Source organism: Chitinophaga sp. (genome assembly GCF_039596455.1).
Lineage (GTDB): Bacteria > Bacteroidota > Bacteroidia > Chitinophagales > Chitinophagaceae > Chitinophaga.
In genome coordinates this window covers 1,714,428-1,736,884 of the sequence record NZ_JBCNJR010000001.1, presented here as the reverse complement: position 1 = coordinate 1,736,884, position 22,457 = coordinate 1,714,428, and the positions used below count along the sequence as shown (strand labels likewise).

General features: G+C 51.0%; 14 protein-coding genes. 3 read left to right on the top strand and 11 right to left on the bottom strand.

What is annotated here, in order from left to right:
• Position 1: 1 nt before the first annotated feature.
• The 9 genes from ABDW36_RS07255 to agaR form a co-directional block, all read right to left on the bottom strand.
• A complete protein-coding gene (locus ABDW36_RS07255; protein ID WP_343701214.1) occupies positions 2 to 2,050 on the bottom strand; it encodes an arylsulfatase in 2,049 nt (682 codons plus the stop codon).
• A 29-nt stretch (positions 2,051 to 2,079) separates the two neighbouring features.
• Positions 2,080 to 3,777, bottom strand: a complete 1,698-nt coding sequence (locus ABDW36_RS07250; RefSeq protein ID WP_343701213.1) for a RagB/SusD family nutrient uptake outer membrane protein — start codon at positions 3,775 to 3,777, stop codon at positions 2,080 to 2,082.
• 17 nt (positions 3,778 to 3,794) lie between these two features.
• Entirely contained in the window at positions 3,795 to 6,983 is a 3,189-nt protein-coding gene (locus ABDW36_RS07245; protein WP_343701212.1) for a TonB-dependent receptor, read from the bottom strand.
• Between the two features lie 271 nt (positions 6,984 to 7,254).
• The gene (locus ABDW36_RS07240; protein WP_343701211.1) at positions 7,255 to 8,670 is read right to left on the bottom strand and encodes a sulfatase-like hydrolase/transferase; all 1,416 of its coding nucleotides are present in this window, start codon (positions 8,668 to 8,670) and stop codon (positions 7,255 to 7,257) included.
• 40 nt (positions 8,671 to 8,710) lie between these two features.
• A complete protein-coding gene (locus ABDW36_RS07235) occupies positions 8,711 to 10,390 on the bottom strand; it encodes an arylsulfatase (RefSeq protein WP_343701210.1) in 1,680 nt (559 codons plus the stop codon).
• A 13-nt stretch (positions 10,391 to 10,403) separates the two neighbouring features.
• Positions 10,404 to 12,638, bottom strand: coding sequence for a sugar-binding domain-containing protein (locus tag ABDW36_RS07230; protein ID WP_343701209.1), 2,235 nt, complete (start codon positions 12,636 to 12,638; stop codon positions 10,404 to 10,406).
• Positions 12,639 to 12,684: 46 nt separating this feature from the next.
• Positions 12,685 to 14,109, bottom strand: coding sequence for a sulfatase (locus tag ABDW36_RS07225; protein WP_343701208.1), 1,425 nt, complete (start codon positions 14,107 to 14,109; stop codon positions 12,685 to 12,687).
• Positions 14,110 to 14,263: 154 nt separating this feature from the next.
• Complete coding sequence (locus ABDW36_RS07220; RefSeq protein WP_343701207.1) at positions 14,264 to 15,157, bottom strand: DMT family transporter; 894 nt, start codon at positions 15,155 to 15,157, stop codon at positions 14,264 to 14,266.
• Position 15,158: 1 nt separating this feature from the next.
• Positions 15,159 to 15,938, bottom strand: a complete 780-nt coding sequence (agaR, locus tag ABDW36_RS07215) for a transcriptional repressor AgaR (protein WP_343701206.1) — start codon at positions 15,936 to 15,938, stop codon at positions 15,159 to 15,161.
• Between the two features lie 198 nt (positions 15,939 to 16,136).
• Between agaR and ABDW36_RS07210 the strand changes: the two genes are divergently transcribed.
• From ABDW36_RS07210 to ABDW36_RS07200, 3 genes are read left to right on the top strand one after another with little or no spacing between them, the layout of a single operon-like run.
• A complete protein-coding gene (locus tag ABDW36_RS07210; RefSeq protein WP_343701205.1) occupies positions 16,137 to 17,372 on the top strand; it encodes an SIS domain-containing protein in 1,236 nt (411 codons plus the stop codon).
• 57 nt (positions 17,373 to 17,429) lie between these two features.
• Positions 17,430 to 18,395, top strand: coding sequence for a carbohydrate kinase family protein (locus ABDW36_RS07205; protein WP_343701204.1), 966 nt, complete (start codon positions 17,430 to 17,432; stop codon positions 18,393 to 18,395).
• A gap of 13 nt (positions 18,396 to 18,408) precedes the next feature.
• On the top strand, positions 18,409 to 19,215 hold the full coding sequence (locus ABDW36_RS07200; RefSeq protein ID WP_343701203.1) for a class II fructose-bisphosphate aldolase: 807 nt from the start codon (positions 18,409 to 18,411) through the stop codon (positions 19,213 to 19,215).
• 66 nt (positions 19,216 to 19,281) lie between these two features.
• Here ABDW36_RS07200 and ABDW36_RS07195 read toward each other — a convergent pair whose 3' ends face one another.
• Together ABDW36_RS07195 and ABDW36_RS07190 are read right to left on the bottom strand one after the other, a co-directional pair.
• Positions 19,282 to 20,196, bottom strand: coding sequence for a DUF6807 family protein (locus tag ABDW36_RS07195; protein WP_343701202.1), 915 nt, complete (start codon positions 20,194 to 20,196; stop codon positions 19,282 to 19,284).
• Positions 20,197 to 20,208: 12 nt separating this feature from the next.
• A complete protein-coding gene (locus ABDW36_RS07190) occupies positions 20,209 to 22,428 on the bottom strand; it encodes a right-handed parallel beta-helix repeat-containing protein (RefSeq protein ID WP_343701201.1) in 2,220 nt (739 codons plus the stop codon).
• Positions 22,429 to 22,457: the final 29 nt, after the last annotated feature.

Below are 22,457 nucleotides of genomic sequence, written 5' to 3'. Positions count from 1 at the left end.
TCTATTTTACGGGCACCAGTTCTATGTCATCTATCCACACTTTATCACCTGCTGCCAGTTTGCCGAAATACAGCGCAATCCGGTACATGCCATTTTCCGGCACCTCATCTGAACGGTAAACGGATTGTTTGACAGCAGGTGAAGCAACAAGCTCCCTGTCAATCACCTTGCCGGAGCCCTCTCCTGCTTTTTCGAGGCGTACCAGGAAGGTAGTTTGCCTGTTGGCCTTTGCAGAAAGTTTTACAATGAACTTCTCGCCTTTCTCCGCTTTAAAGGGCCAGTTCATCACCAGGTCATTGGGCCGGTTACCAGGTTTCCCGACAGTAACCAGCGCAGATTTCTTCCCCGTTACCTGCGCTGTGGCATCTACAGCTATGTCACCATCAACATCAGGGGTTTTTCTAATATTCCAGCCGCCCAGGTTGTCATCAAAGCTTCCATTCACCTTGCGCCTGAAGGCCTGCATCCTTTCACCATATTCGCGTGTATCAAGCGGAAAAGCGCCCACGTCCTTAGCCCATTGCAGCCAATCTGCATACATGCTGCTCACCCTGTCAGGGAATTTTGCAGACAGGTTGTTCATCTCGGTGGGGTCGGCATCCATGTCGTACAAATGCACCGTGTTCATGTTGAATTCTTCTCCCTGGCCGGTTTTGGCCACCATTTTCCATTTGCCGTTACGCAGTGCAATATTTGCTTCGTGCTCCCAGTAGATCTTGCCGCGGTTGTTCGGCTGGCCGGAAAAATGCGGGGTCAGGCTCTTCCCCTGCATGGGGTGGATCTTGTTGCCCTGAAACACCGCCGGATAGGTGGCCCCGGCCACATCCACGCAGGTGGCCATAATATCTGTCAAATGCCCGTAGCCGGTAACAAAGGAATTGGCCAGGTTTTTGGCGATTCCCTCAGGCCAGTGAACAATCAGCGGTGTGGCAATACCACCTTCGTATGTGTAATGCTTATATTCCTTAAAGGGAGTGCTGCTCACATTGGCCCAGTTGATCCGGTAGCTTTCGAAGGTTGCGGCCGTGCCGTCTACTTCCTTGCTTTTGCCGCTGCTGATAAATTCAGCGCAAGCCCCGTTATCACTCAGGAAAAAGATCAGCGTATTATCCAGCACGCCTTTCTCTTTCAGGGTGGCTACAATTTTACCGATGCCCCTGTCCATAGCATCTATCTGCGCGGCATAGATGGCCATGCGCATGGCAAACTCCTTTTTATCTTTTTCAGAAAGCGCATCCCAGGCAGCCACCACTGTGTCTCTTGGAGAGAGAACAGCATTTTGAGGGATCAGCCCCGTTTTTTTCTGCCGTTCAAAGCGCTCCTTCCTGATGGCGTCCCAGCCTTTCATGTAAACGTCCTTATACTTTTCAATATCGTTCTGTAAAGCGTGAAGGGGCCAGTGGGGGGCTGTGTAGGCCACATACATAAAAAAAGGCTTTTCTTTTTTACCGGCCAGGTGCTCTTCAATAAATTTCACGCTGGTATCGCTGATGGCATTGGTGAGGTAAAAATTGTCGGGCGCCTGGTAACGGGTGTTGTTGCTGTAAATAACCGGGGTAAAATAATTGGCGCCGCCGGGAATGATCCCAAAATAGCGGTCAAAACCCCGTTGATACGGCCAGCTGTCTGTCACCATACCATCAATTTTCCTTTCATTGGTTAAATGCCACTTGCCGGTCATGAAGGTGCTGTAGCCCGCCCCCTTCAACACTTCTGCAATGGTAACGGATTCCTTGTTCAGATCATCCTGGTAGGCTTTTGTACCTAGGTCTGCCGCGGCCATCCACCCCATGCCGGCCTGGTGGGGGTAAAGTCCCGTCATCAGGGACGCCCTGGTTGGGCAGCAACGTGCGGCATTGTAAAACTGCCTGTACCGAAGCCCTTCTTTTGCCAGCTGGTCAATAGCGGGGGTATGCACTTCTCCGCCGTAGCAGCCGATGTCCGAGTACCCCATATCGTCCGCCATTATCAGTACAATATTGGGCTTCTTTTGCGAAAAGGCCTGAAGGCTCAGGAGTATAAAAAAAACAAAAAGGTGGTGTCTGCTCATGTTATAAATTTAATGCTCTTGCCGTTCTTTTACCATCCCGTATTCTGATCGCCAAAATTGGGATTGATCGTCATTTCACTGAAAGGAACAGGATACAGCAGGAATTTGGGTACCGTTACATTCAGCGCCCCCGCGTATACTGCGCCTGAATTGCTGTATTTCTGGGTGGCGGGCTGGTATTTGGGCAATGCTTTCGGCTTGGTTGGCAACACCACCTTAAACTGGTATTCATACATTGTTTGAGACGGGCTCTGCGGGCTGCGCATCCGCACCAGGTCAAACCACCGCTGGCCTTCTCCTATCAGTTCCAGGCCGCGCTCGTCAAATACCTTCATCCTGAACTGGTCTTGTGTAAGACCTGGAAGAAGGTCTGCAGGCACAACCCTTGCAGTACCATCCGCCTTCCTGGCCCTTGCCCTTACGGCGTTGAAAGCGGTCAGTGCACTGGTCGTGGGCCCGTTCAGCTCATTTTCGGCTTCTGCCTTTATAAGGTAGACTTCGGCCAACCGGGTGATGAAGTGGTCATTGCCATTATTGCGGGAATCCTTGCCGTTAGGGTCTATATATTTGGACAGAAGCGGCGTTTCTATAACGCCTTCGTTTGCTGCCGGAATATTGGGATACACGGCGTAGTACTTATTCTGAACACTGTGGAACCCTTTCTGGTAAAAGGCCTTTTCATTACGGTAGTCTATCACTTTGGCAGGTCCCGTCCCGGCGGCGTAATCTCCCGTACGGTAGTAATCCGCTATCCAGGGCATTATGCGCATAGACCCGTCTCCGTTACCGATTTCCCCGTTGCCGCTGATAAAATGGGTGTTAGGCGCGCCAAAACGCAATGCGAACTCCGAACCCGCGGCCGGCTGGGCCCTTGCCTGCTGGTCTACCTGGAAACGTACGCCAAACAGCACTTCATTGTAAGCGCCAGCTTCTTTGGTGATGTCAAACAGGTCCCCATAATTATTCAACAGCCTGTACTGGCCGCTGTTGATCACCGAATCAGCATATAATACGGCATTTTGATACTGTTCTACAGGCGACTGGCCTTTTAATGACAACTGGTTACCATAAGTAAGGTACGCCTGTGCCAGAATGCCCTGCGCGGCGCCCTTGGAAGCACGGCCCAGCTCGGTACCGGGTATCTGGGAAGACAAGGGAAGCAGCCCGGAGGCTGTTTTCAGGTCTGAAAAGATCTGTTCATATACTTTGTCTACCGTCTCCCTGGGCAAGTAGAAATTGCTGCCCACATTAACGGGCTCCGTCCGGATAGGCACTCCACCATATAACCGGACCAGGTAATAATAGCTGAAAGCCCTTAAAAAATAGGCTTCCCCATAAGCTCTTTTTTCAAATTCGCTCTCCAGCTCCAGCTTGTCCAATACTTCCATCAATGCGTTGGCATTGGCCACTGTGGCATGCAAGCGGTTCCAGAAAGGCTGGGTATGGGCGCCTGTAAACACCTTGCTCCCATATGCCCCCAGCTCGGAGCCTGCCTGGGTATAGATATCGTCTGCGCCCAGGAACAGCATCATCATGCCCTGGTATTTAAAAGTGGCGGCGTCATTCAGCTCCGCATAAGCGCCCCTGATAACAGCGGCCACATCCGCTTCATTTTTAATAAGGGAAGGGTTGGGCGTATCTCTTATTGTTTCTTTCAGGCAGGAAGTGGCGCCGGTCAGCAAACCAGTGGCCAGCAACAGCAGATATATATATTGTAAAGATTTCATGTTGGTAGTTTTAAAAATTAAAACGAAACTTCTAAGCCTGCTGAAACCGTGCGCGGTTGCGGCAGCGTACCAAAATCTACCCCACTGTTCAGCGAATTATGGCCAAATGAGTTTACGTTGGGGTCATAGCCGGTATATTTTGTAATGGTGATCAGGTTGGTGCCGCTTGCAAACACCCTTAAAGCAGAGAGCGGAGAGCGGCGGGGCATTGTAAAATTATAAGCCAGCGTCAGGCTTTGCAGCCTGATGAAGGAAGCATCTTCCACCATCCAGTCAGGGAAACGCTGGTTGAGCCTTACCGGGTTGGTGGTAACTTTCGGGTAGAGGTTGCTGGTCCCTTCTCCGTGCCATCTGCCGTCCCACCTGTCTTGCATGAGGTTGTAGTTGCCGTTGGTACTGCCCCCGCCAACAATCCAGCGGTTAATGTTCAGCAACTCATTGCCATGGCTCCCGAACACAGACATATTGAGTGAAAAACCTTTGTAAGAAAAGCCCATATTGAACCCGTATGTGAAATCCGGATTGGGATTACCGATAATGGTTTTATCAGCATCCGTTATCTGCCCGTCCCCGCTCACATCCACCCATTTCACATCACCAGGTTTAGCGGTAGACGCTTCAGGCCCCTTGCTTACTTCGTCCTCGTTCTGATACACGCCATTGGTTTTATAACCCCAGAAAGATGAAACCGGGTACCCTACTTTGGCTACCTGTAAAGGCTGGCCCAACAGCACCGCACCGCCTGCAAGGTAAGTACGGCCATAAACTATATCAGACGCCCCCATGTTCAATACCTTGTTATCAAAAATGGAAAAGTTGCCGCTCACGTCCCATTTCAGTTTTCCCCTTAAAATATCTGCACTCACTTCCAGGTCAAGGCCCCTGTTTTCAACTTTCCCTACGTTGGTGTAATAATTTGCATACCCGGCAGAACCCGGAAGGGAGAGGTTGATGAGCAGATCCGTGGTCGTCTTCTTATAAACATCGGCTGTAACCGTGATCCTGTCTTTCAGGAAACCCAGGTCTGTGCCTACATTCAGTTGCCTGGTGGTTTCCCAGCCCAGGGTACCGTTGGCAAAATCCCCCACCACGTATCCCGGCTGGATGCTGCCGCCTATCACCACATAGTTGATCCCATAACTGGCCTGCGTAGCCCCAATGGCAATATTTTCGTTGCCGGCAATGCCATAGCTGGCCCTTATTTTAAACAGGGAAACGGATTTGGAAAGATTATCAAAGAATTTCTCGTTAGACACGTTCCAACCCACGCCCACGGACGGGAAAAGCTGCCATTTATTGCCGTCTGCCAGGCGGGTGGCGCCATCGTACCGGCCGGTGAGGGTGAGTATATACCGTCTATCGTAGGTGTAATTAAGCCTGCTGATCACAGAGGCCAGGGCCCTTGTTTTTTCCGGGTTGTAAAACCTGCCCGGCGCAGAGGCCGCAGCAAAATTGTAGTATTCCAGCGCATTGGACGGGAAATCCATGCTTGTTACGCTGGTTTGCGCCGTTTTCCAGGCCTGGTATGAGAACCCCGCTACCCAGTTGACGGAATGTTTTTTGGCAAACACTTTATTAAAGGTCAGGATATTGTCCAGCAGGGCATTTGAGTTGGTCTGGTCTGCTCTGGTGGCGGAACCGCCGGGGGCTGTGTTGCCGATAAAAGTACCTGTTGGATAGTATAAATTTCTCAGGGAGTACAGATCATTGACGGCGCCCTTGAGTTGATAGGTAAGGTCTTTGGTGATCTTGTAATCAACAGAGAGATTGACCAGTATGGTACGTATCTGGGTTTTGTCTTTCACCAGCTCGGTCACCAGCAAGGGGTTGTTGGCAAATTCCTCATCCAGCGTACCATCTGGCTCGTAGGCCGTCCGTAAAGGGTTGAAAGCAAGCGCACCCATTACGGCAGAAGAGCCCAGGATACCTGTCCAGTTGGATTGCTGCCCGTAAATCCGGTTGGCCAGCGAGAGATAGCTGTGAACGCCAACTGTCAGTTTTTTGGACACTTCCCTCTGGTAGTTAACCCTCAGGCCGTAGCGCTGAAAGGCTGCCTTTCTGACAATGCTTTGCTGGTCCGAATAATTTCCTGACACCAGGTACCTGTTTTTGGCATCTCTGCCTGAAATCGTAATCTGGTGATCCTGGGAAAGGGCGCTGCGGTAGATCTCATCCTGCCAGTTGACGTTTTTTGTTGTTCCCAGTGAATCTATCTGCGCCAGTGAATAGGTGCCGGCGGCTGTGCCCAGTTCTGTAGAATCGCCTCCTTCATTGAGGTAGGCCTCATTCCTGAAATGGGCATAATCCATGGAGCTGAGCATTTTTATCTTTTTAGGCAGGCGCCCAACGTCAAAGCGGTTGCTGTAGGTAACCTTGTCTCTCCCCGCTTTGCCGGACTTGGTGGTGATCAGCACCACGCCATTTGCGCCCCTTGAACCATAGATGGCTGTGGAAGAGGCGTCTTTTAATATTTCAATGGAGGCAATATCATTCGGATTGATGCCGGCAAGCGGGTCTGCAGGCGGAATTTCGGCGCCGCCATCTACGGCAATGCCGGCCATGGTGGTACCCAAGCCTGATTCAATGGGCTGACCGTCAAGAACGATCAGGGGCTGATTGCTGCCTGTTACGGACGTTTTGCCCCGGATGTTGAAGGTGATACCGGAACCCGGCTCACCGGTATTGGTGATGATCTGCACGCCGGCCACCCTGCCCTGCAGCGCTTCCGGGAGAGATACCGCCTTATTTTCTATCCGGTCTATCTTTAAGGTACTGATAGCCCCTGACATATCGCTTTTCTTTAGTTTACCATAACCCACCACCATCACTTCATTCATATTGGAAACTGAAGACTCCATTGTAACCTCCAGCTGTCTTCGGTTTCCCGGAGCTATTTCCTGCCTTTTGTAATTCAGGTGTGTGAACACCAATATGCTTCTGGGCGTAGCCGCCAAAAGGAACTCTCCCTTCTCGTTCGTTACCGTTCCGGTTTTCGTTCCTTTTATATTAACACTGGCGCCAAAAATGGCATTACCGTCACTATCCGTCACAATACCTTTAACCAGGTGGTCTTTTTCCTGGCCCCGGCCCGAAAAGGGAATAAATAAAATGGCCAGTAAAACCATCAGCAGGAAAAACGTGGCGGAAGACATGCCCCGCAGATCGTTTGGTGCAAGGGAAGTGGTTGTGGAATTGGCTTTAGTCATCGTGGCAATTTAACAGTTGATAAATAATGGTTTAAGGAAGCTCACGAAGGGCTTCAACGGGATCTTCAAAGGCGCGGTTGTTCTGACAGCAATTTAAGGCTGCTCACCCCGTTCACGCTGTCACAATTGTTTCTTTGAATGTAAAATTTGTATCAGGAGCCTTGATTGGCCTACATTGGTTGAATCTGTCTGATTAGAAGTGTCTAAATATCATTCAGCACAATACGTATATCGAATAATAAAATACCATAGTGACCGCACGGAATAGCAGCTATATTCGTTTACTTGGCTGCTTCGCACTTTTCTGTACTACTTCCGCATACCACTTCTCCAGCCTGGCACGCAGCGCTTTTGCTTTTTTCTTTTCTTCAGCAGCAACATCCTTTGTCTCCCTGTGATCTTCCTCGAGGTTGAACAATTGCATATCCGAGCCGTCCGGGTTCATCAGCAATTTCCATTTACCTGAACGAATGGCCAATACGGGAGAAATATTCTCTGCCTTGCCGGGTACCGGCTTGTTGGTGTAATACCAGTAAATGTCCCTGCCCGCCTTTTGCTTCCCGCCAAGCAGTATTCTGCTTTCATTGTCCCCGTCTGAACGGTAACCAGCCGGTGTTGCCGCGCCCGTCAATGCCGCAACGGTGGGCACAATATCTACTACGCTCATTACGGCCCTGTCATTTACCTTGCCTGCTGGAATATTGCCGGGCCATACGGCAATGAAGGGTACACGGATACCCCCTTCATACAAGCTCCATTTCCTGCCATGCAGATCTCCGGCGCTGCAGGGCGGCAGGCCTCCGTTTTTGTAGTAGTGCGGCCAGTCTGTAGGGCCATTGTCGCTTGTCAGGAGTATCAGGGTATTCTGCAGCTTTCCCATTTTATCAAGGCCAGCCAGCAGGCGGCCGATCTGTTTGTCCAATTCTTTAAGCGTTGCCAGGAATTTTTGCTGGTGCACATTATCTGTTAATGCGGCAAACTCTTTTTCCGCCCCTTCAACAGGATTATAGGGGTCATGCACATCGTTGGGGAAAAAATTCAGCAGGAACGGCCGGTCACCGATGCCTTTTACAAAAACGAGCGCGCTGTCTACATACATTTCGGTTTGTTGATGCTGCGGAGCCTCCGTGATGTGTCCTCTGCCCAATGCCGCACTTTGCCTGTTAAGGTTATCTGCCATGGTCAGGGTGCGGTCTCCCAACCCCTCAAAGCTGGTAAACGATTTGTCAAAGCCATATTCAGACGGGAGTGGCGCGTCACCTACATCCCTTCCGCCGCCCAAATGCCATTTACCGATATGCGCCGTGGCATACCCGTTTGCACGCATCATTTTAGCGAGCGTTGGCACCGTAGCCGGCAAAAAATCGGGCATTCCATTTTCCGCGTTCTTTTTTCTGTCTGCCAGGTAAGTATAGAACTGGTGGCGGGCGGGATATTGGCCCGTCATCATAGCCACCCGGGATGGCGAGCATACAGGCGAGTTCACATAGAACTGCGTGAACCGCGTGCCCTGCCGGGCCAGCGCATCAATATTTTTTGTTTGCGCCTGTGTATTGCCATAACAACCAAGATCACCATAGCCCATATCGTCAATGAAAATGATGACAACGTTTGGCTTCGGCTGTTGTGCCCTGGCGGCAGGTAAAAATACCGCAAGCAACAAAAAGGAATAAAAAAACTTCTTCATATATCAATAACAATAATGATGATCGCCATTTCTACTCTCTTTACCGCGCATTGGGCTTTGGCAATACATGACTGGCCCTGGCCCATTCCATCCATTTGTTCCTGAGCTGCTCTACCAGCTGGGGATGTTGGGCAGCAAGGTTGTTAACTTCCGTACGGTCATCCTTGATGTTGTACAGCTCCCAGTCTTTTTTTGCGTCCAGCGTTACCAGCTTCCAGTCTCCCCAGCGCACGGCCCTGCCCCCAATATGTTCGAAAAACAAATACTCATGCCCCTTTCGCTGTTTACCCTTCAGTACCGGCACAAGGCTTTGCCCGTCTGCAGGCGTAATGACATGCCCTTTAAACTCTTTCGGGTAAGGTACGCCAGCCAGCTCCTGCACCGTGCCCATAAAATCCATCACATGGCCCGGCTGGTCTGTCACGCTCCCTTTCTGCGCTTTCAGCCCCGCGGGCCAGTAAGCGATCAGCGGTGTGCAGATGCCGCCTTCGTAAGATTCCGATTTCCAGTAGCGGAAGGGTGTATTGGCCACGTTGCTCCACATGTTGTCCGTAGAAGCAAAGGTGGTTTCAGTACCCGGCAAGGCTTTTTTATCTACCGGGTAAATGATCTTTTTCCCGTTTCTCGTTTCGCCCGGCCGGTCAAGCCCTGGGCCGTATCTCTGTGCATCATCGGAACTGGCGCCATTATCACTTAAAAAAAAGATCAGCGTGTTTTCGAGCTCCCCTGTTTCCCGCAACGCATTGATGATCCGGCCAATACCCTGGTCCATCCGGTCTACCATGGCAGCACGAACAGCCATGGCATAAGCATCCCACTCCTTGTCAGGATTGTCTTCCCACCTGCGTTCCTTGTCAAAACGGGGAGATAAAATATTCTTATCCGCAGAAAATACACCTTCACTGATCATTTTTTTGTATCTCGCTTCCCTGATAACGTCCCAGCCCGCTTTATAAACGTCCCTGTACTTTTTTATATCTTCCGGCAGAGCGTGCAGTGGCCAGTGCGGAGCGGTTTGCGCCACATATAAAAAGAAGGGGGCCTTCTGCCTGCTGAACTGCCTCACATAAGCTGCCGCCGTATCATTAATGGCGTCTGTATAATAATAACCTTCGGGTATTTTCTTTACCGGCTCTGTACCATTTACGAGACTGAACGGGTCAAAAAAATTGACAACGCCCCAGATAGTACCGTAATATTTATCAAAACCACGACTGGTGGGGTATTGTTCCAATGGCGCAAACAACTCATGGTCAGCCTGGTGATTCAGCCAGGCGAGGTGCTCCTCTTTCGATTTTTGCTGTACAGTATTGGCCACGTGCCATTTGCCTACCATGCCCGTGTTGTAGCCGCCGGTTTTTAGCAACTCAGCCAGGGTGATGGTGTTTTCCATGATATATCCCCGGTAGCCTGCCACGCCCTGGTCAAAGCTCATGTTACCGATACCTGCCTGGTGGCTGTACAGACCGGTCAGCAGCGAAGCGCGCGTTGGACAGCACCGGGATGTATTATAAAATTGAGAGAACCGCAGGCCGTTCCTGGCCAGGTAATCAATGTTAGGCGTTGCAATCTCGCCGCCATAACAACCAATATCGGAATAACCCATATCATCCGCCATGATGATGATGATATTGGGGCGGACGTCATTTTGCTGGGCCTCTGCGCGCAGTGCCGCTACCAGCGCCAGCAAACAGCAGAATAAACAGCTTCTTGTCAGCATAACAGGCATTATATTAATCCAGGCGGTACAGTGAAAAATCAAATTTCGTGTTCTGGGTGGCATTGGTACATTCAATAGCAATGCGGTTGGCGCCCGGCTTCAGCAATTTGATCTTGTCCGAAAGGTTGATGTCATCGTAATGCCTTTTGGTCCTGATCTTGTCTTCCTGCCATATCAGTTTACCATTCAGATACACTTTTGCGTCACCAAATCCAAAGAGCTTCATGCCCAGCCCCCGTGGCATATTGCTCACGGTAAAATCCTGGTAGGCATACACCGATTCCCCTTTCTTCAGTTCCACCTTTTTATTATTGTCCGCAAAACCTGCAGGGGTGGCGTTCTGGAGCCAGCCGTTACCCGCTTTGCCCAGCAATACCTTATACTTGTTGGGGGTCAGCTCATTCTCCATATTGATAAAACTGATCTTGCCGTCCGTTTGCCTGTACAGCGGCGCGTGCAATATGCGCAGCAGGTCTTCCGGTATCTTCACCACCTCCCGGTCATATGTAAGCAGCCCGTTCACTTCGCCTTCCACATCAGTGGTCTGGGTGTAGATGGCCGCAGCCAGGCCCCTGGGTATCATCAACTCCATGTTATACATCAGCTGTGCGTATTCCGATATCAGTATCTGGCTTTCCAGGTAGGTTTTGTAGCCCCAGTTGCGTTTGTTGGGGTCCCAGATATGATCTTTCACCACCAGCCCAAGACCACCGAATTCACCTAATACAACAGCCCTGCCCTCGTTGGCCGCAGGAGGCTCCATGCCCGGCCCAGGGTACTGGTGAACGTCATATACATCACCTACGCCGCGGTCTGTCCAGCCGCTTGGCGCATCCACCAGTCTTGTGGGGTCATAATTTTTAGTGAGTTCGGCAATTCTTTTGGTATCGTACTGTCCCCAGCCTTCATTCAGCGGCACCCACATGACTATGCTGGAAAAAAACCGCAAATGGTCCATAATGGCCTTCCACTCCGTTTCAAACTGCCTGGCAGATTCAGCCGGGCGCACCCAGTCCGTTGCCGCATCTGCCGCTACGTGAGATGGTGTACCCCCTCCTTCAAAACCCGATGGCATATCCTGCCACAACAAGAGGCCCATGGTATCAGCATGGTAATAATAACGTGACGGCTCTACTTTGATGTGCTTGCGCAGCATATTAAAGCCCGTTTCCTTCAGCTTCACCATATCAAACAGCATGGCTTCATCAGAAGGAGGCGTCAACAAACCGTCCGGCCACCACCCCTGGTCAAGGGTGCCGTACTGGAATACAGGCTGGTTATTCAACATCAGCCGCATGTAGCCGTTTTTGTCTTTCCCCAGTGAAATTTTGCGCATGGCGAAATACGTGCTGAATTTATCTGCCGTGCCGCGATTGTTTAACAATTCCACATCCACCGTATAAATATTGGGATGTTCTGGTGTCCAGAGCCTGGCGGATGGAATATTCACCGTAACCTTGTTGCTGAAAGCGGCAATGGTATCTTTTACAAGCTTCCCTTCGTTCCTGATTACCAGATGCAGCTTTTCCTTACCGGTAAGGCCGGCGGCTGTGGTGTTGAAGCTGATGGTGTTCTGGTCTATATCCGCTACAGGAACAAACTGCTGCACCGTGGTTTTATTCACAGGCTCCAGCCACACTGTTTGCCAGATGCCGGAAACGGCGGTATACCAGATGCCCTTCGGGTCCAACACCTGTTTGCCTCTTGCCTGCAAGCCGGAATCAGTAGGGTCCCACACGGAAAGTTTTATTTCCTGCTGACCGGTTTTATTGAGATAAGGGGTGATGTTAAACGAGAACGGATCAGAACCGCCCTTGTGCTCGCCCACTTTTTTGCCGTTCACCCAAAGTTTGGCTTCCCAGTCTACCGCATCAAAATGCAGCACAATATCTTTTCCCTTCCATTCGGCGGGAACGATAAAAGTGCGGTGGTACCACAATTCCTGCGTGGGCAATAAAGGCTTCCCTACTCCCGAAAGGGAAGACTCAATACAAAATGGCACCAGTATTTCACCATCAAACTTTGCGGGTGCAGGCTGACCTTTATTAACAACGGCGTAATTCCACAAGCCATTCAGGTTCATCCATAATTCTCTCTGCAGCTGAGGCCGCGGGTACTCCTTCCAGGCGTTGGCCGGCGTAAGTTCTTTGCCCCACCTCGTTGTTAAGCTGACTTTTGCCGGATGATAACTTTGACCGTTTGCTGTTAGCGCAGTGCCTATCAGTGCTGTTAAAAGGAAATGCCTCATTCAATATGATTTTGTATTTAATAAAGGTGCTATGCTTTGTTGTTGTTTACTCTTCAGACCTGATCTCTCCCCGCCCGCCCATTGACTTCGCGAATTTTGCCGGAATGGTTGCCGCCAATCTCTTTTTCACGGTTTCCATTCCCTTTTGACTGGCGATGTTCTTATGCTCGTAAGGATCACTTTTATGGTCATACAATTCTTCCGAGCCGTCAGGATAACGTATGTAACGATAGCGTTCATCACATACGCCGGAATATCCGGCCCCGTAAACGGTATAGCCGTTCCTTTCCCATTTTGCCGCAGGGTTTTTCAGGATGGGCACCATGCTCCTGCCATCCAGCGGATGACCGGGCCCTTTCAAGCCGCAGTAGTCTACCAGCGTTGGGTAAATATCAATGAGGCTTACGGTTTGGGGGCAGCGGTAGGCTTTGCCGTCAGGCAACCTTATTAACATGGGGACCATATCGGCCTGGTCCCACAAGGTGCTTTTAACCCAGTGATTCTTGGCGCCTGTATGAAAACCGTTGTCAGAACAAAAAATGACGATAGTATTTTGAGCGAAGGGGCTCTTGTTCAAGGCCTCCAGCACCCGGCCCAGATTCCAGTCTGCAAAGGAGGTGTTGGCACAATAGGCCCTCAGCATGGTCAGCAATACTTCCTCCCTGGTCATTCCTTCCCTTGAATAATTTTTCATGGAATCAACCAGCTCCCGGCCTAAACCCGGTACATCATCCAGGTCGCTCTCCAGGTAGCCCGGCGGCAGGGTGAACTGAACGTCTTTATATAAGTCCCAGAACCGCTTGGGGGCCGTATAGGGAGTGTGCGGCCGGAAGAGGCCCAGGTACATGAAGAAGGGTCTGTCATGAGCCTGTGAAAGGAATGCTATGGCAGCGTCCGCATTTTTTACATCGGGGAAATCGGTATCGGGGCCTTCCCAGGGTTTGATCACCGACCACCTGTTGCGGCCGTACCAATCTTTTTTAAGCCCGAAGGGGCCGTAGCCGCCTTTGAATATCTTATTGTCAAACATGGCCTGTTCCCGGCCATCAGGTAACTCCACATGAAAGCTCTTTCCACGGCCCCATGTTTCATAGCCGTTCTTTTTAAATGTTTCAGGAATTACTTCGGTGGCGGCAAGCAAGGGGTTCTCCCAGGGGTTCACGCCGTTAAAATATGCGCCGGTGTTATGCGGATAACGGCCGCTGAAAAAAGAGGTCCTTGAAGGAATGCATACCGGGGCTGCGCAGCTGGCATTGGTAAACAGGTAAGATTGGCTCACGAGCTTGTCAATGGCCGGGGTCTGCAGCACCGGGTAGTTTTTCAACACGCTGTACCGGTTCATGTCATCGGCCACGATGAACAGCACGTTCGGTTTTCTGACGGCCGCGCCTTCAGATTTCCGGACCTGGCCGCAAACGGTCTGACTGAACAAAACGGCAGCCAGCACTAAGAAACCATGAAATTTTGTCACAGGCACTCTTATAGAATTTGATGTGCCTAAGATAAAAGCAGCTTCCTCCCGGACTTATCACTATTGTATTCAAATCTGTAAGAATTGTAGCGATATGAGGAAGGACGGGGTTTCTATTGTTTTATTGTCGCGTTTTGGGTACAAAATTCTTACACTACTCCGCCAGCAGATAGATGGCCAGTACAGCCAGGCAAAGCCCGGCAATGATCACCGGTGCGGGAAAAACGCCATAAATCACCAGAGACAAAACGATGGTAATGACCGGTGCCAGCGCTGTGATGGGCACTACTATGATCGCTTTTCCATACCGGAGCGCGTACACCAGCGTCAGCGCGCCGATTGCGTTGAGGGCCTGTATGGCCGCCGCAAGGCCTGGGCCATTCCAACCCCAGTTGACCGCTACCCTGAAATCTGTCATAGCCACGGCTACCGGCACAAGGAGCAGCCCTGTGAGCATCATGTAAAAAAAGATGCTTTCCGCCTTCATTGTAGCATTGGCCGCTTTCATAACATATGCCTGCACACCCCAGGACAGAAATACGCCGATAGCCAGCAGCAACCACTGCAATCCGCGGGCGCCGGTATGTGAGGGCGGGGAGTAGGACAGAAGCAGAATAGCCACAAGTGCGAGGGCAATTCCCGCCCAATGACGGCGGTTAGTGGTCTCTTTCAGGAAAAGCACCGACAATATCACTGTTACCACTGGATACAACGAAACGATGGGAAAAACAATGTACGCAGGGCCGTCCCGGAGAGCCTGGAACAACATCAGCTGGCCGCCAGCACCGGAAAACCCCACAATAGAGCCGGCAACTGCGGCGCTTAAGTTCCATTCCACTTTCCAGCGTATTATATATAAGGCCACAATTGCGCAAGGTACCATGGTGAACGCCCATACGGCGTATCCTAACGTGGCGGGGAACCCGTTCTTCTCCGGGATTTCGATAAAAGCCCCCCATACCCCCCAGAACAAAGTTGTAGTGAGGGTATAGAGTTGCCAGGGTTTTATTTTCAATGCTGTAATGTTGAAGAATGGCAGTACTGCCATGTTAGACAATGATCACTTTGATGCCGGCATTTTCCAGCTTTTTCCTGTCGTCCAGGGGAATATCGGCATCCGTTACCACAATATCCACTTCCGTGATGGGGGCAATAAACGCGAAACTTCTACGGTGAAATTTGCTGGAATCAGCTACCACCACTACCTGTTTGGATATCTCGATCATGACGCGGTTGAGATGCGCTTCTTCCACGTTGGGGGTAGACAAGCCGTGGTCGGTACTGAAACCGTCTACAGCCAGGAATAATTTGTCACAGAAATAATTTTTGAAATTTTCCTCGGCGGCGCCGCCAACCAGGCTCAGCGAGTTTTTCCGAAGGAAACCACCAGGTATGATGACGTTGGCGTGCTGATGGTCGGCCATCTGGTTCGCCACGTTCAAGGCATTCGTGATCACGGTGAGATTATGCACGTTGCTGAGATTACGGGCAATTTCCATGGTGGTAGAACCTGAATCGAGAATGATGGTATCCCCATCTTCCACGAGCCCCGCGGCAGCCTTGCCAATCCTCCTCTTTTCTTCGTAATGCTGCTTGTTTTTGTCTGACAGGGCCACATCGATCCCAACCCGGTCAATTTTGATTGCCCCGCCACGCGCCCTGATCAGCATGTTCTTTTGTTCGAGCCTGATAAGATCATTACGGATCGTTACATCGCTTACCTGTAATTCCGAGGCTAGCGAAAGCACGTCTACCTGGCCGTCTTTTTCCAGTTTTTCAAGGATAACGGCGCGGCGACCAACTGTTGAAGTCTTTTTTACATCTGTCATGATATATGAATTAACCGGATGAACTGCAAACAATAATAATATTAAAATAATGAAACGAAAATATTTTTTTCCCACCCGCGTAACAAAAATATTAAAAAAGAAAAAACAAGGCTAAATAATTCTTTATAAAAGGAAATACAATTTATATATTTGCAAAACAACGAAACGAAACTCAATTAACAAGAAAAAATAAAAATTATGGCATATAGCCATGTTGAAAATGTGAACAATCCCCTGATTTTCGGGAAATCCCTCGAAGAATGGCAGCAATCTCAGGCGGGGCACACCGCCGGCGAAATTGCCCAGCAGCCTTGGCTTTGGAAGAAAACAGCTGATGTTCTGCGCTCACAGGAAGCCTCCATCCGACAATTCCTGGACATTGCATTCAGCCACCCGGACCTGGAAATTGTACTGACAGGCGCAGGCAGCTCCGCTTTTATTGGCGTGATCCTGGAAGGGGCCTATCAAAAATATACTGGCCGGAAATCGTCAGCTTACGCCACCACGCACTTGCTGACGCATCCACAGAACTATTTCGGGAAAGGGAAAACAATACTGCTGGTTTCGTTTGCCCGTTCGGGAAACAGTCCCGAAAGCGAAGCCGCTGTTCACCTTGCCAACCGTTATTGCAAAAAAGTATATCATCTTATCATTACCTGCAGCGCCTCCGGCAAACTTGGGCAGAGCCAGCACATCCGCCCGGGCTATGTACTGCTGCTGCCGCCGGAAAGCAACGATCAGGGCCTGGCCATGACCGGCAGTTTCACTTCCATGCTACTCGCAGGCCTTCTCATTGCGCGGCTCAACGAACTGCCCTCCTTGCAGAAGGAACTGGACCTGCTCGGGCGCTACGGCAAAAAAATCCTGGAAGAATACGGCCCGCTCCTTCAAAACATCGCGGAGCTGCATTTTGACCGCACGGTTTTTCTTGGCTCAGGCCCCCTGTATGGCGCCGCGCTGGAATCACATCTGAAGGTCCAGGAACTGACAGACGGCAAAACAATCTGCAAATACGATTCATTTCTCAGCTTCCGGCATGGCCCGAAAGTAGTGATCACCCCCTCCACCCTGATCGTGTACCTGTGCTCCAATGATCCGTATGTGGCGCAATATGAGCTGGACCTTATCAAATCCATCCACCATGGCGAAAAAGGCGTACTCCGCATCATGGTCAGCGAACACACCGGCGAGGCCAGGCCCTATACAGATGCATCAATTATACTGAATAACGGTCAGGAGCGGCTCGACGAAGAATTTCTCGCCATTTGTTACGTGCTGCCCGCGCAAATGCTCGGTTTATTCCGGTCGCTTGCGCTGGGGCTGAACCCAGACTCACCCTCCCTTAACGGCACCATTACCCGCGTAGTGCAGGGCGTTACTATATATACTCCGCCAGAACCTGGGAACGGACAGGAAAAAAAAGCTGATACCTGACGGACATAGGCGTAAAGCTTGTATGAATTAATACATTTACGCCTACAATTCATTTACATGAGCACTGAAAAAAAATACGACGTAATAATAGTAGGAGAGCTGAATGTAGACCTCATCCTCAACCAGTTGCCGGAAATGCCGGTACCGGGCCGTGAAATTTTTGCCGGACAGATGACGCTTACCCTGGGCAGTTCCGCTGCCATCCTCGCCAGCAATCTTAGCAGTTTCGGAATGAAAGTGGCCATGATCGGCAAAATCGGCACAGACCTGTTCGGTGACGTGGTCATCGCCCATCTTGAAAGAGCGGGCGTACATACCGGCATGATCATCCGGGACGCATTGCTCAACACAGGCGCCAGCATTGGCCTTCAGTTCAATGGTGACCGTGGCATGGTAACATACGCCGGCGCCATGAAGCACCTGTCTCTCAATGACATCCCGCTAAACTCGCTGCAACTGGCCCGGCACCTCCACTTCTCGTCATATTTTTTCCAGCCGGGCATGCAACCCGGCCTGAAGAGCCTGTTCTCAACCGCCAAAAAACTGGGGCTCTCCACTTCTTTTGACATGCAGACAGACCCTGAACACCGTTGGGAAATTGATTATCACAACATACTCCGGCATGTAGACATCTTTTTCCCCAACGAGAATGAAATACAGCAGATTACCCGTAAAAAAGATACGGAAGAAGCTATTACGGCCATCAGCCATCTTGTGCCCATACTTGCCCTGAAACTGGGAGAAAAGGGATCACTCACTGTGCATGGCGGCAGGCGGATCATGCGCCCTGCTTTTCAGGTAACAGAAGTGGTAGACGCCATAGGCGCCGGTGACAGCTTTAATGCGGGATTCCTGTACCAGTACCTGAAGAATGCCCCGGTCAACATTTGCCAGGATTATGGAAATATGGCCGGCGCCATTTCTACCACCGCGTGCGGGGGCACCGCCGCCTTTCAAGAATTAAAAAGCCTAGATCAATATGCAAAAGAAAAATTCGGATACCCTGTTGCCTGCGTTACATAGAGAACTGCAGCATATGCAGTCCAGACAAGGCGCCTTGCTCGCCACCAATTTTTACAACTTTGAAACGCTCAAGGGAATCATCCATTCCGCCGCCGCCGCCCACTCCCCAGTCATCCTCCAGCTTACACGCAGCTCTATCGAATACATCGGCCTGAAAACCGCCGTTCAGATGGCCAGGGCCACTCTCCTGGAAAACAACGTCACTGGCTGGCTTCATCTCGACCACTCCGATTCATACGATCTTATTCATGAATGCCTGGACGCGGGCTTCGATTCTGTAATGATAGACGCCAGCGAAAAATCGTTCGAAGAAAACATTGCCCTCACCAGGAAAGTAGTGCTGCTCGCGGAAAAATACAATGCCCACGTGGAAGCCGAGCTGGGCTATGTTGCCAAACTCGGCCAATCTACCAAAAAAACCGGCTTCACCGAGCCCTGGCAAGCCACCCATTTTGTAGAAGCCACCGGCGTACATGCGCTTGCCATCGCCATCGGTTCCGCACACGGATTTTATACAGACGCCCCAAGGCTGGATATGCAACGGCTCTCTGCCATTCATGAGAATACTCCCGCCAGCTTGGTTTTGCACGGGTCTTCAGGCATCCCCTCCAATATGCTGCAGGAAGCCATTCAGCGCGGTATCTGCAAGATCAACCTGGCAACGGAGATCAAAAATATTTTCATGAAAACACTGCAGCAGCACCTGAGCAACAATCCCGAAATAGACCTACGCAAAATATTCCCCTTCGCCATAAGCGCTGTCAGCGAACTGGTAAAAGCCAAACTTGAAACGGTCAGGCCATCCCGGACGGTAGGGTAAAGAAATAGCCGTATAACCCCTCGGGCCATACGGCTGTTCATCTATGTTTTCATAAACGCCGGGAATTCACCTTTTGTTATATAGGCGGTACAACTCTTCCAGCTCCACTTGCGTCATTTCACCATTGTGCACAATCAGCCGATACCGCATTCTCCAGCCCTGGGGCGGAAGCATTTTGGGATGCCGGCCGGGAAATACTACATTTTGCATGCTTTTGCGCTTCCGCAAAATCCAATTCTGAGAAGCTCCGGTGCTACCCGGATGGCAAAACACCGTCAACCCTCGGCGCATACCCTCATGCGATCCTGAAAAATCCATCCACGGCCCGGCAGCTACCGCCGCCTCCTGCGCCTCTACTTCTTGCCCGCAGGACCAAAAGGAAATATCCGGCGGCAACAACAGCCGGAGGCAGAAGCCGCCATACCCTTTGACATCGTCAGCACCGCCCAATGCAAGGCTATCCGTCAGCGGCACCAGGCTGATATCGAAATCCACAATACGGTAGCCCTTTTTAGCCGGGTATGCGCGGATGATGACATGCTCCCGCAACAGATCATGTGGAGCAGCGGTAGCGCGCCATAGCATCCCGGCCGACAAGAACGTGCTCCCGCGGCCTGCCCCGCACTTGACAGACAAAGGCACAAACGCCACGCCTTCAGACATCCAGCCATCAGCCACCAATACACCCCGGCTTGCCACCTGGTGCCAGGCCCAAAATATGCCCCGGTGATAGGGATGATCTGCCGGCCCATCTTCGGTCATCACGTTTCCGTTGAGGTCATACAGTGGATGAACATATCCGGCCCGTTCATACTTATCTTCCATCTTCAACGGACGTGTCCGGTAAAACAATATCCTTTTGTCGCCCTCCCGGAGCTCCACGCCTTCCGCCGTTTGCAATGCGGCCATCTGGTGGCGGCACCCCGGCAAAAGGGTCAGTACGGCACACAGGCAGCATAGTACAAGTACTGCTTTTGTCATCCTTCTGAACAGTTATTTTTTCACCATTATCCTTAATGTGGTATCCGATACAGGATGGAAGGAGCGCACCGTATTCCCTACTTGAATTGTATAAGGGGCGCGGCTGCTTCTTACGTCGTCATTAACGGCAAATTGCTCCAATTCGCATTCCAGCTCGCCTCGGGGGCCGGTCTGCCGTCGCAGCACTATTTCGCCGGCCTTGTCAACAATCTGCACTTCCCTGCCTGCAAGCGGTACATTTTCACGATCAGTAACTTTCAACAGCAACTGCCAGCGCACCGCATAACTATGTTCGCTGCCGGCAACCCTGATCGCAAAGGTATCGTTAACGATCTTGTTGGAACTGATCACCACATTTTTAGCGGTACAATCTTTACACCCTTTATACCCCATCAGGAATGGCGTATAATCAGGCGGTGCGCCTGCGGACCTGATGATCGTATTCCCTGCTATGCGGGTACGGCTTGCGCCGCCGTATTTGCCTGCTATCCATATGGCCGGTACATTGGACGTAATGCGGTTATTATAAAAATTGCCGCCAAAACCTTCGGCACCTCCTGTAATGAAAAATGCCGCCGCAAGGGCCTTGCTTGCCGGCGCAGTATGTTCTATCACGATGTCGTTCCCGAAAATGTCATTATCTCCGCCACTCGCGCTATAGAAAAAAGCCCATGAAAGCGGTATATACTCCGAAGGTTCCGGATAATTGACCGCCCTGATAAAGATCTTGTTGTTATACACCCTGTTGCCATAAGCGCCGTTGGGCGCTCCCGGCAGCGCACGGTAGTCGGCAATCCGCACCGCATTGGCGCTATATTCTTCACGGCCATATTCACAGGTAGGCGGAGATGATTTTATTTTGATGGTATTATTGAATATATCGATGTACTTCCTGGAAAATATCTCGATGCCGGAACCGGTTTCGGGCTCAATATGATTGTCGAATACCCGCGAGCTGTCACCCATAGCCATGATGCTGTAGTGGTTGGTGACCATTTGCCGGTTGACAAAACGATTGTGATGTATATCCGAATGTTTCCCTTTAAAAACAAGACAGCCCTGCCCACCGTAAAATTCCGAGTAAGCTACTTGCGAAGCCTGCTCCCCGCGCAGGTCAACTCCATAAAAGCTGCTGCCGTGCCGATTTACAAGAAAGGGATTATCCACATCAAAACGGCAGCTGGTGATAGTGGCCTGGGGAACGTCTATGGCAATGGCATTAATGCCGGCAGTCTTTATTGACAAATTGGATAAAACCATCCTCGCTTCAGGCGCGGTAGACTGGATCCCCCAGGAAATGGCGCCCACCGCCCCGCTTTCAATGCTCCCATTGCGGATAGTCACGGAGCCACACCCTTCCACAATAGGAATGCCCGGCAAAGGAGCGCCCCGTGCCGCATCTTGCGTATAGTCAAAAAAAGCGGACGGCAGCGATTGGTAGAGATGATCGTAATGCCCCCTTGCCCAGGTTTCATGCACTACGCCGATGCCCACGTCAAACGCCGGGCGAATGTCTATTTCATCCACCAGGCAATCTGTATCCGCACGCACCCGTATACGGTACTTCCCAGCCGGAAGGCCCGTCAGGTGCGCGTATACAAAACCGCCGCCAAGGCGCGGGCTACGGCGTTCTACCGGTGCGCTGATCATCGCCGAGTCACGGTACTGCGTTTTGCAGCGTACTTCGCGGCCTTGCTCGTCCTCCACAAACACACTTACTTTCATTTCGTTGCGCACATCGGCATTCATGCGCGGATCGTGATAGTGGCGGCCAGTGATGCCGCACATGGCAACGTAGGAACGGTTCGCCACCGGCAGGTGCACGTAAGATGATGTGATTTCATCACCCGCCTCAAGGCTCAGCAGTTTTTCTCCTACAAACACATGCACGTCTGCCGTGTTCATCACCCGTGCGCCCGGCGCTTTGGAAACATCCCATCCTTTTAATCCTTCTTCAAACCCGCGATTAGGAATGTGGGCATAACCAGCATCGGCATACCTGATAGTGTAGCCGTTCAGATCGAGTGTTACATCTTTTCCCAGGAAGATAGCACTTGTACCAGACACAATATCATTTGTCAGCACGAAGGTCTTTCCCGGCCCGGTGTAGTTGCCAGGCCCGCTCACCGGTAATTCCCCCGGCATTAGCGCGCGGTGCGGAGCTGGTTTATACTGCGCAAGAGCAGGCAATGCCATAAAAAAGATCAAATTACCGGCAACGAATCTTCGCATTGTTTATATTTTACATTTTCTGACAATCA

Excerpts from the sequence above, each read along its gene's own strand:
- ABDW36_RS07190 (WP_343701201.1), bottom strand. The coding sequence starts at position 22,428 with ATGCGAAGATTCGTTGCCGGTAATTTGATCTTTTTTATGGCATTGCCT.
- ABDW36_RS07200 (WP_343701203.1), top strand. The coding sequence starts at position 18,409 with ATGCAGTCCAGACAAGGCGCCTTGCTCGCCACCAATTTTTACAACTTT.
- ABDW36_RS07220 (WP_343701207.1), bottom strand. The coding sequence starts at position 15,157 with ATGGCAGTACTGCCATTCTTCAACATTACAGCATTGAAAATAAAACCC.
- ABDW36_RS07245 (WP_343701212.1), bottom strand. The coding sequence starts at position 6,983 with ATGACTAAAGCCAATTCCACAACCACTTCCCTTGCACCAAACGATCTG.
- ABDW36_RS07235 (WP_343701210.1), bottom strand. The coding sequence starts at position 10,390 with ATGCTGACAAGAAGCTGTTTATTCTGCTGTTTGCTGGCGCTGGTAGCG.
- ABDW36_RS07195 (WP_343701202.1), bottom strand. The coding sequence starts at position 20,196 with ATGACAAAAGCAGTACTTGTACTATGCTGCCTGTGTGCCGTACTGACC.
- ABDW36_RS07255 (WP_343701214.1), bottom strand. The coding sequence starts at position 2,050 with ATGAGCAGACACCACCTTTTTGTTTTTTTTATACTCCTGAGCCTTCAG.
- ABDW36_RS07210 (WP_343701205.1), top strand. The coding sequence starts at position 16,137 with ATGGCATATAGCCATGTTGAAAATGTGAACAATCCCCTGATTTTCGGG.
- ABDW36_RS07250 (WP_343701213.1), bottom strand. The coding sequence starts at position 3,777 with ATGAAATCTTTACAATATATATATCTGCTGTTGCTGGCCACTGGTTTG.
- agaR (WP_343701206.1), bottom strand. The coding sequence starts at position 15,938 with ATGACAGATGTAAAAAAGACTTCAACAGTTGGTCGCCGCGCCGTTATC.
- ABDW36_RS07205 (WP_343701204.1), top strand. The coding sequence starts at position 17,430 with ATGAGCACTGAAAAAAAATACGACGTAATAATAGTAGGAGAGCTGAAT.
- ABDW36_RS07240 (WP_343701211.1), bottom strand. The coding sequence starts at position 8,670 with ATGAAGAAGTTTTTTTATTCCTTTTTGTTGCTTGCGGTATTTTTACCT.
- ABDW36_RS07230 (WP_343701209.1), bottom strand. The coding sequence starts at position 12,638 with ATGAGGCATTTCCTTTTAACAGCACTGATAGGCACTGCGCTAACAGCA.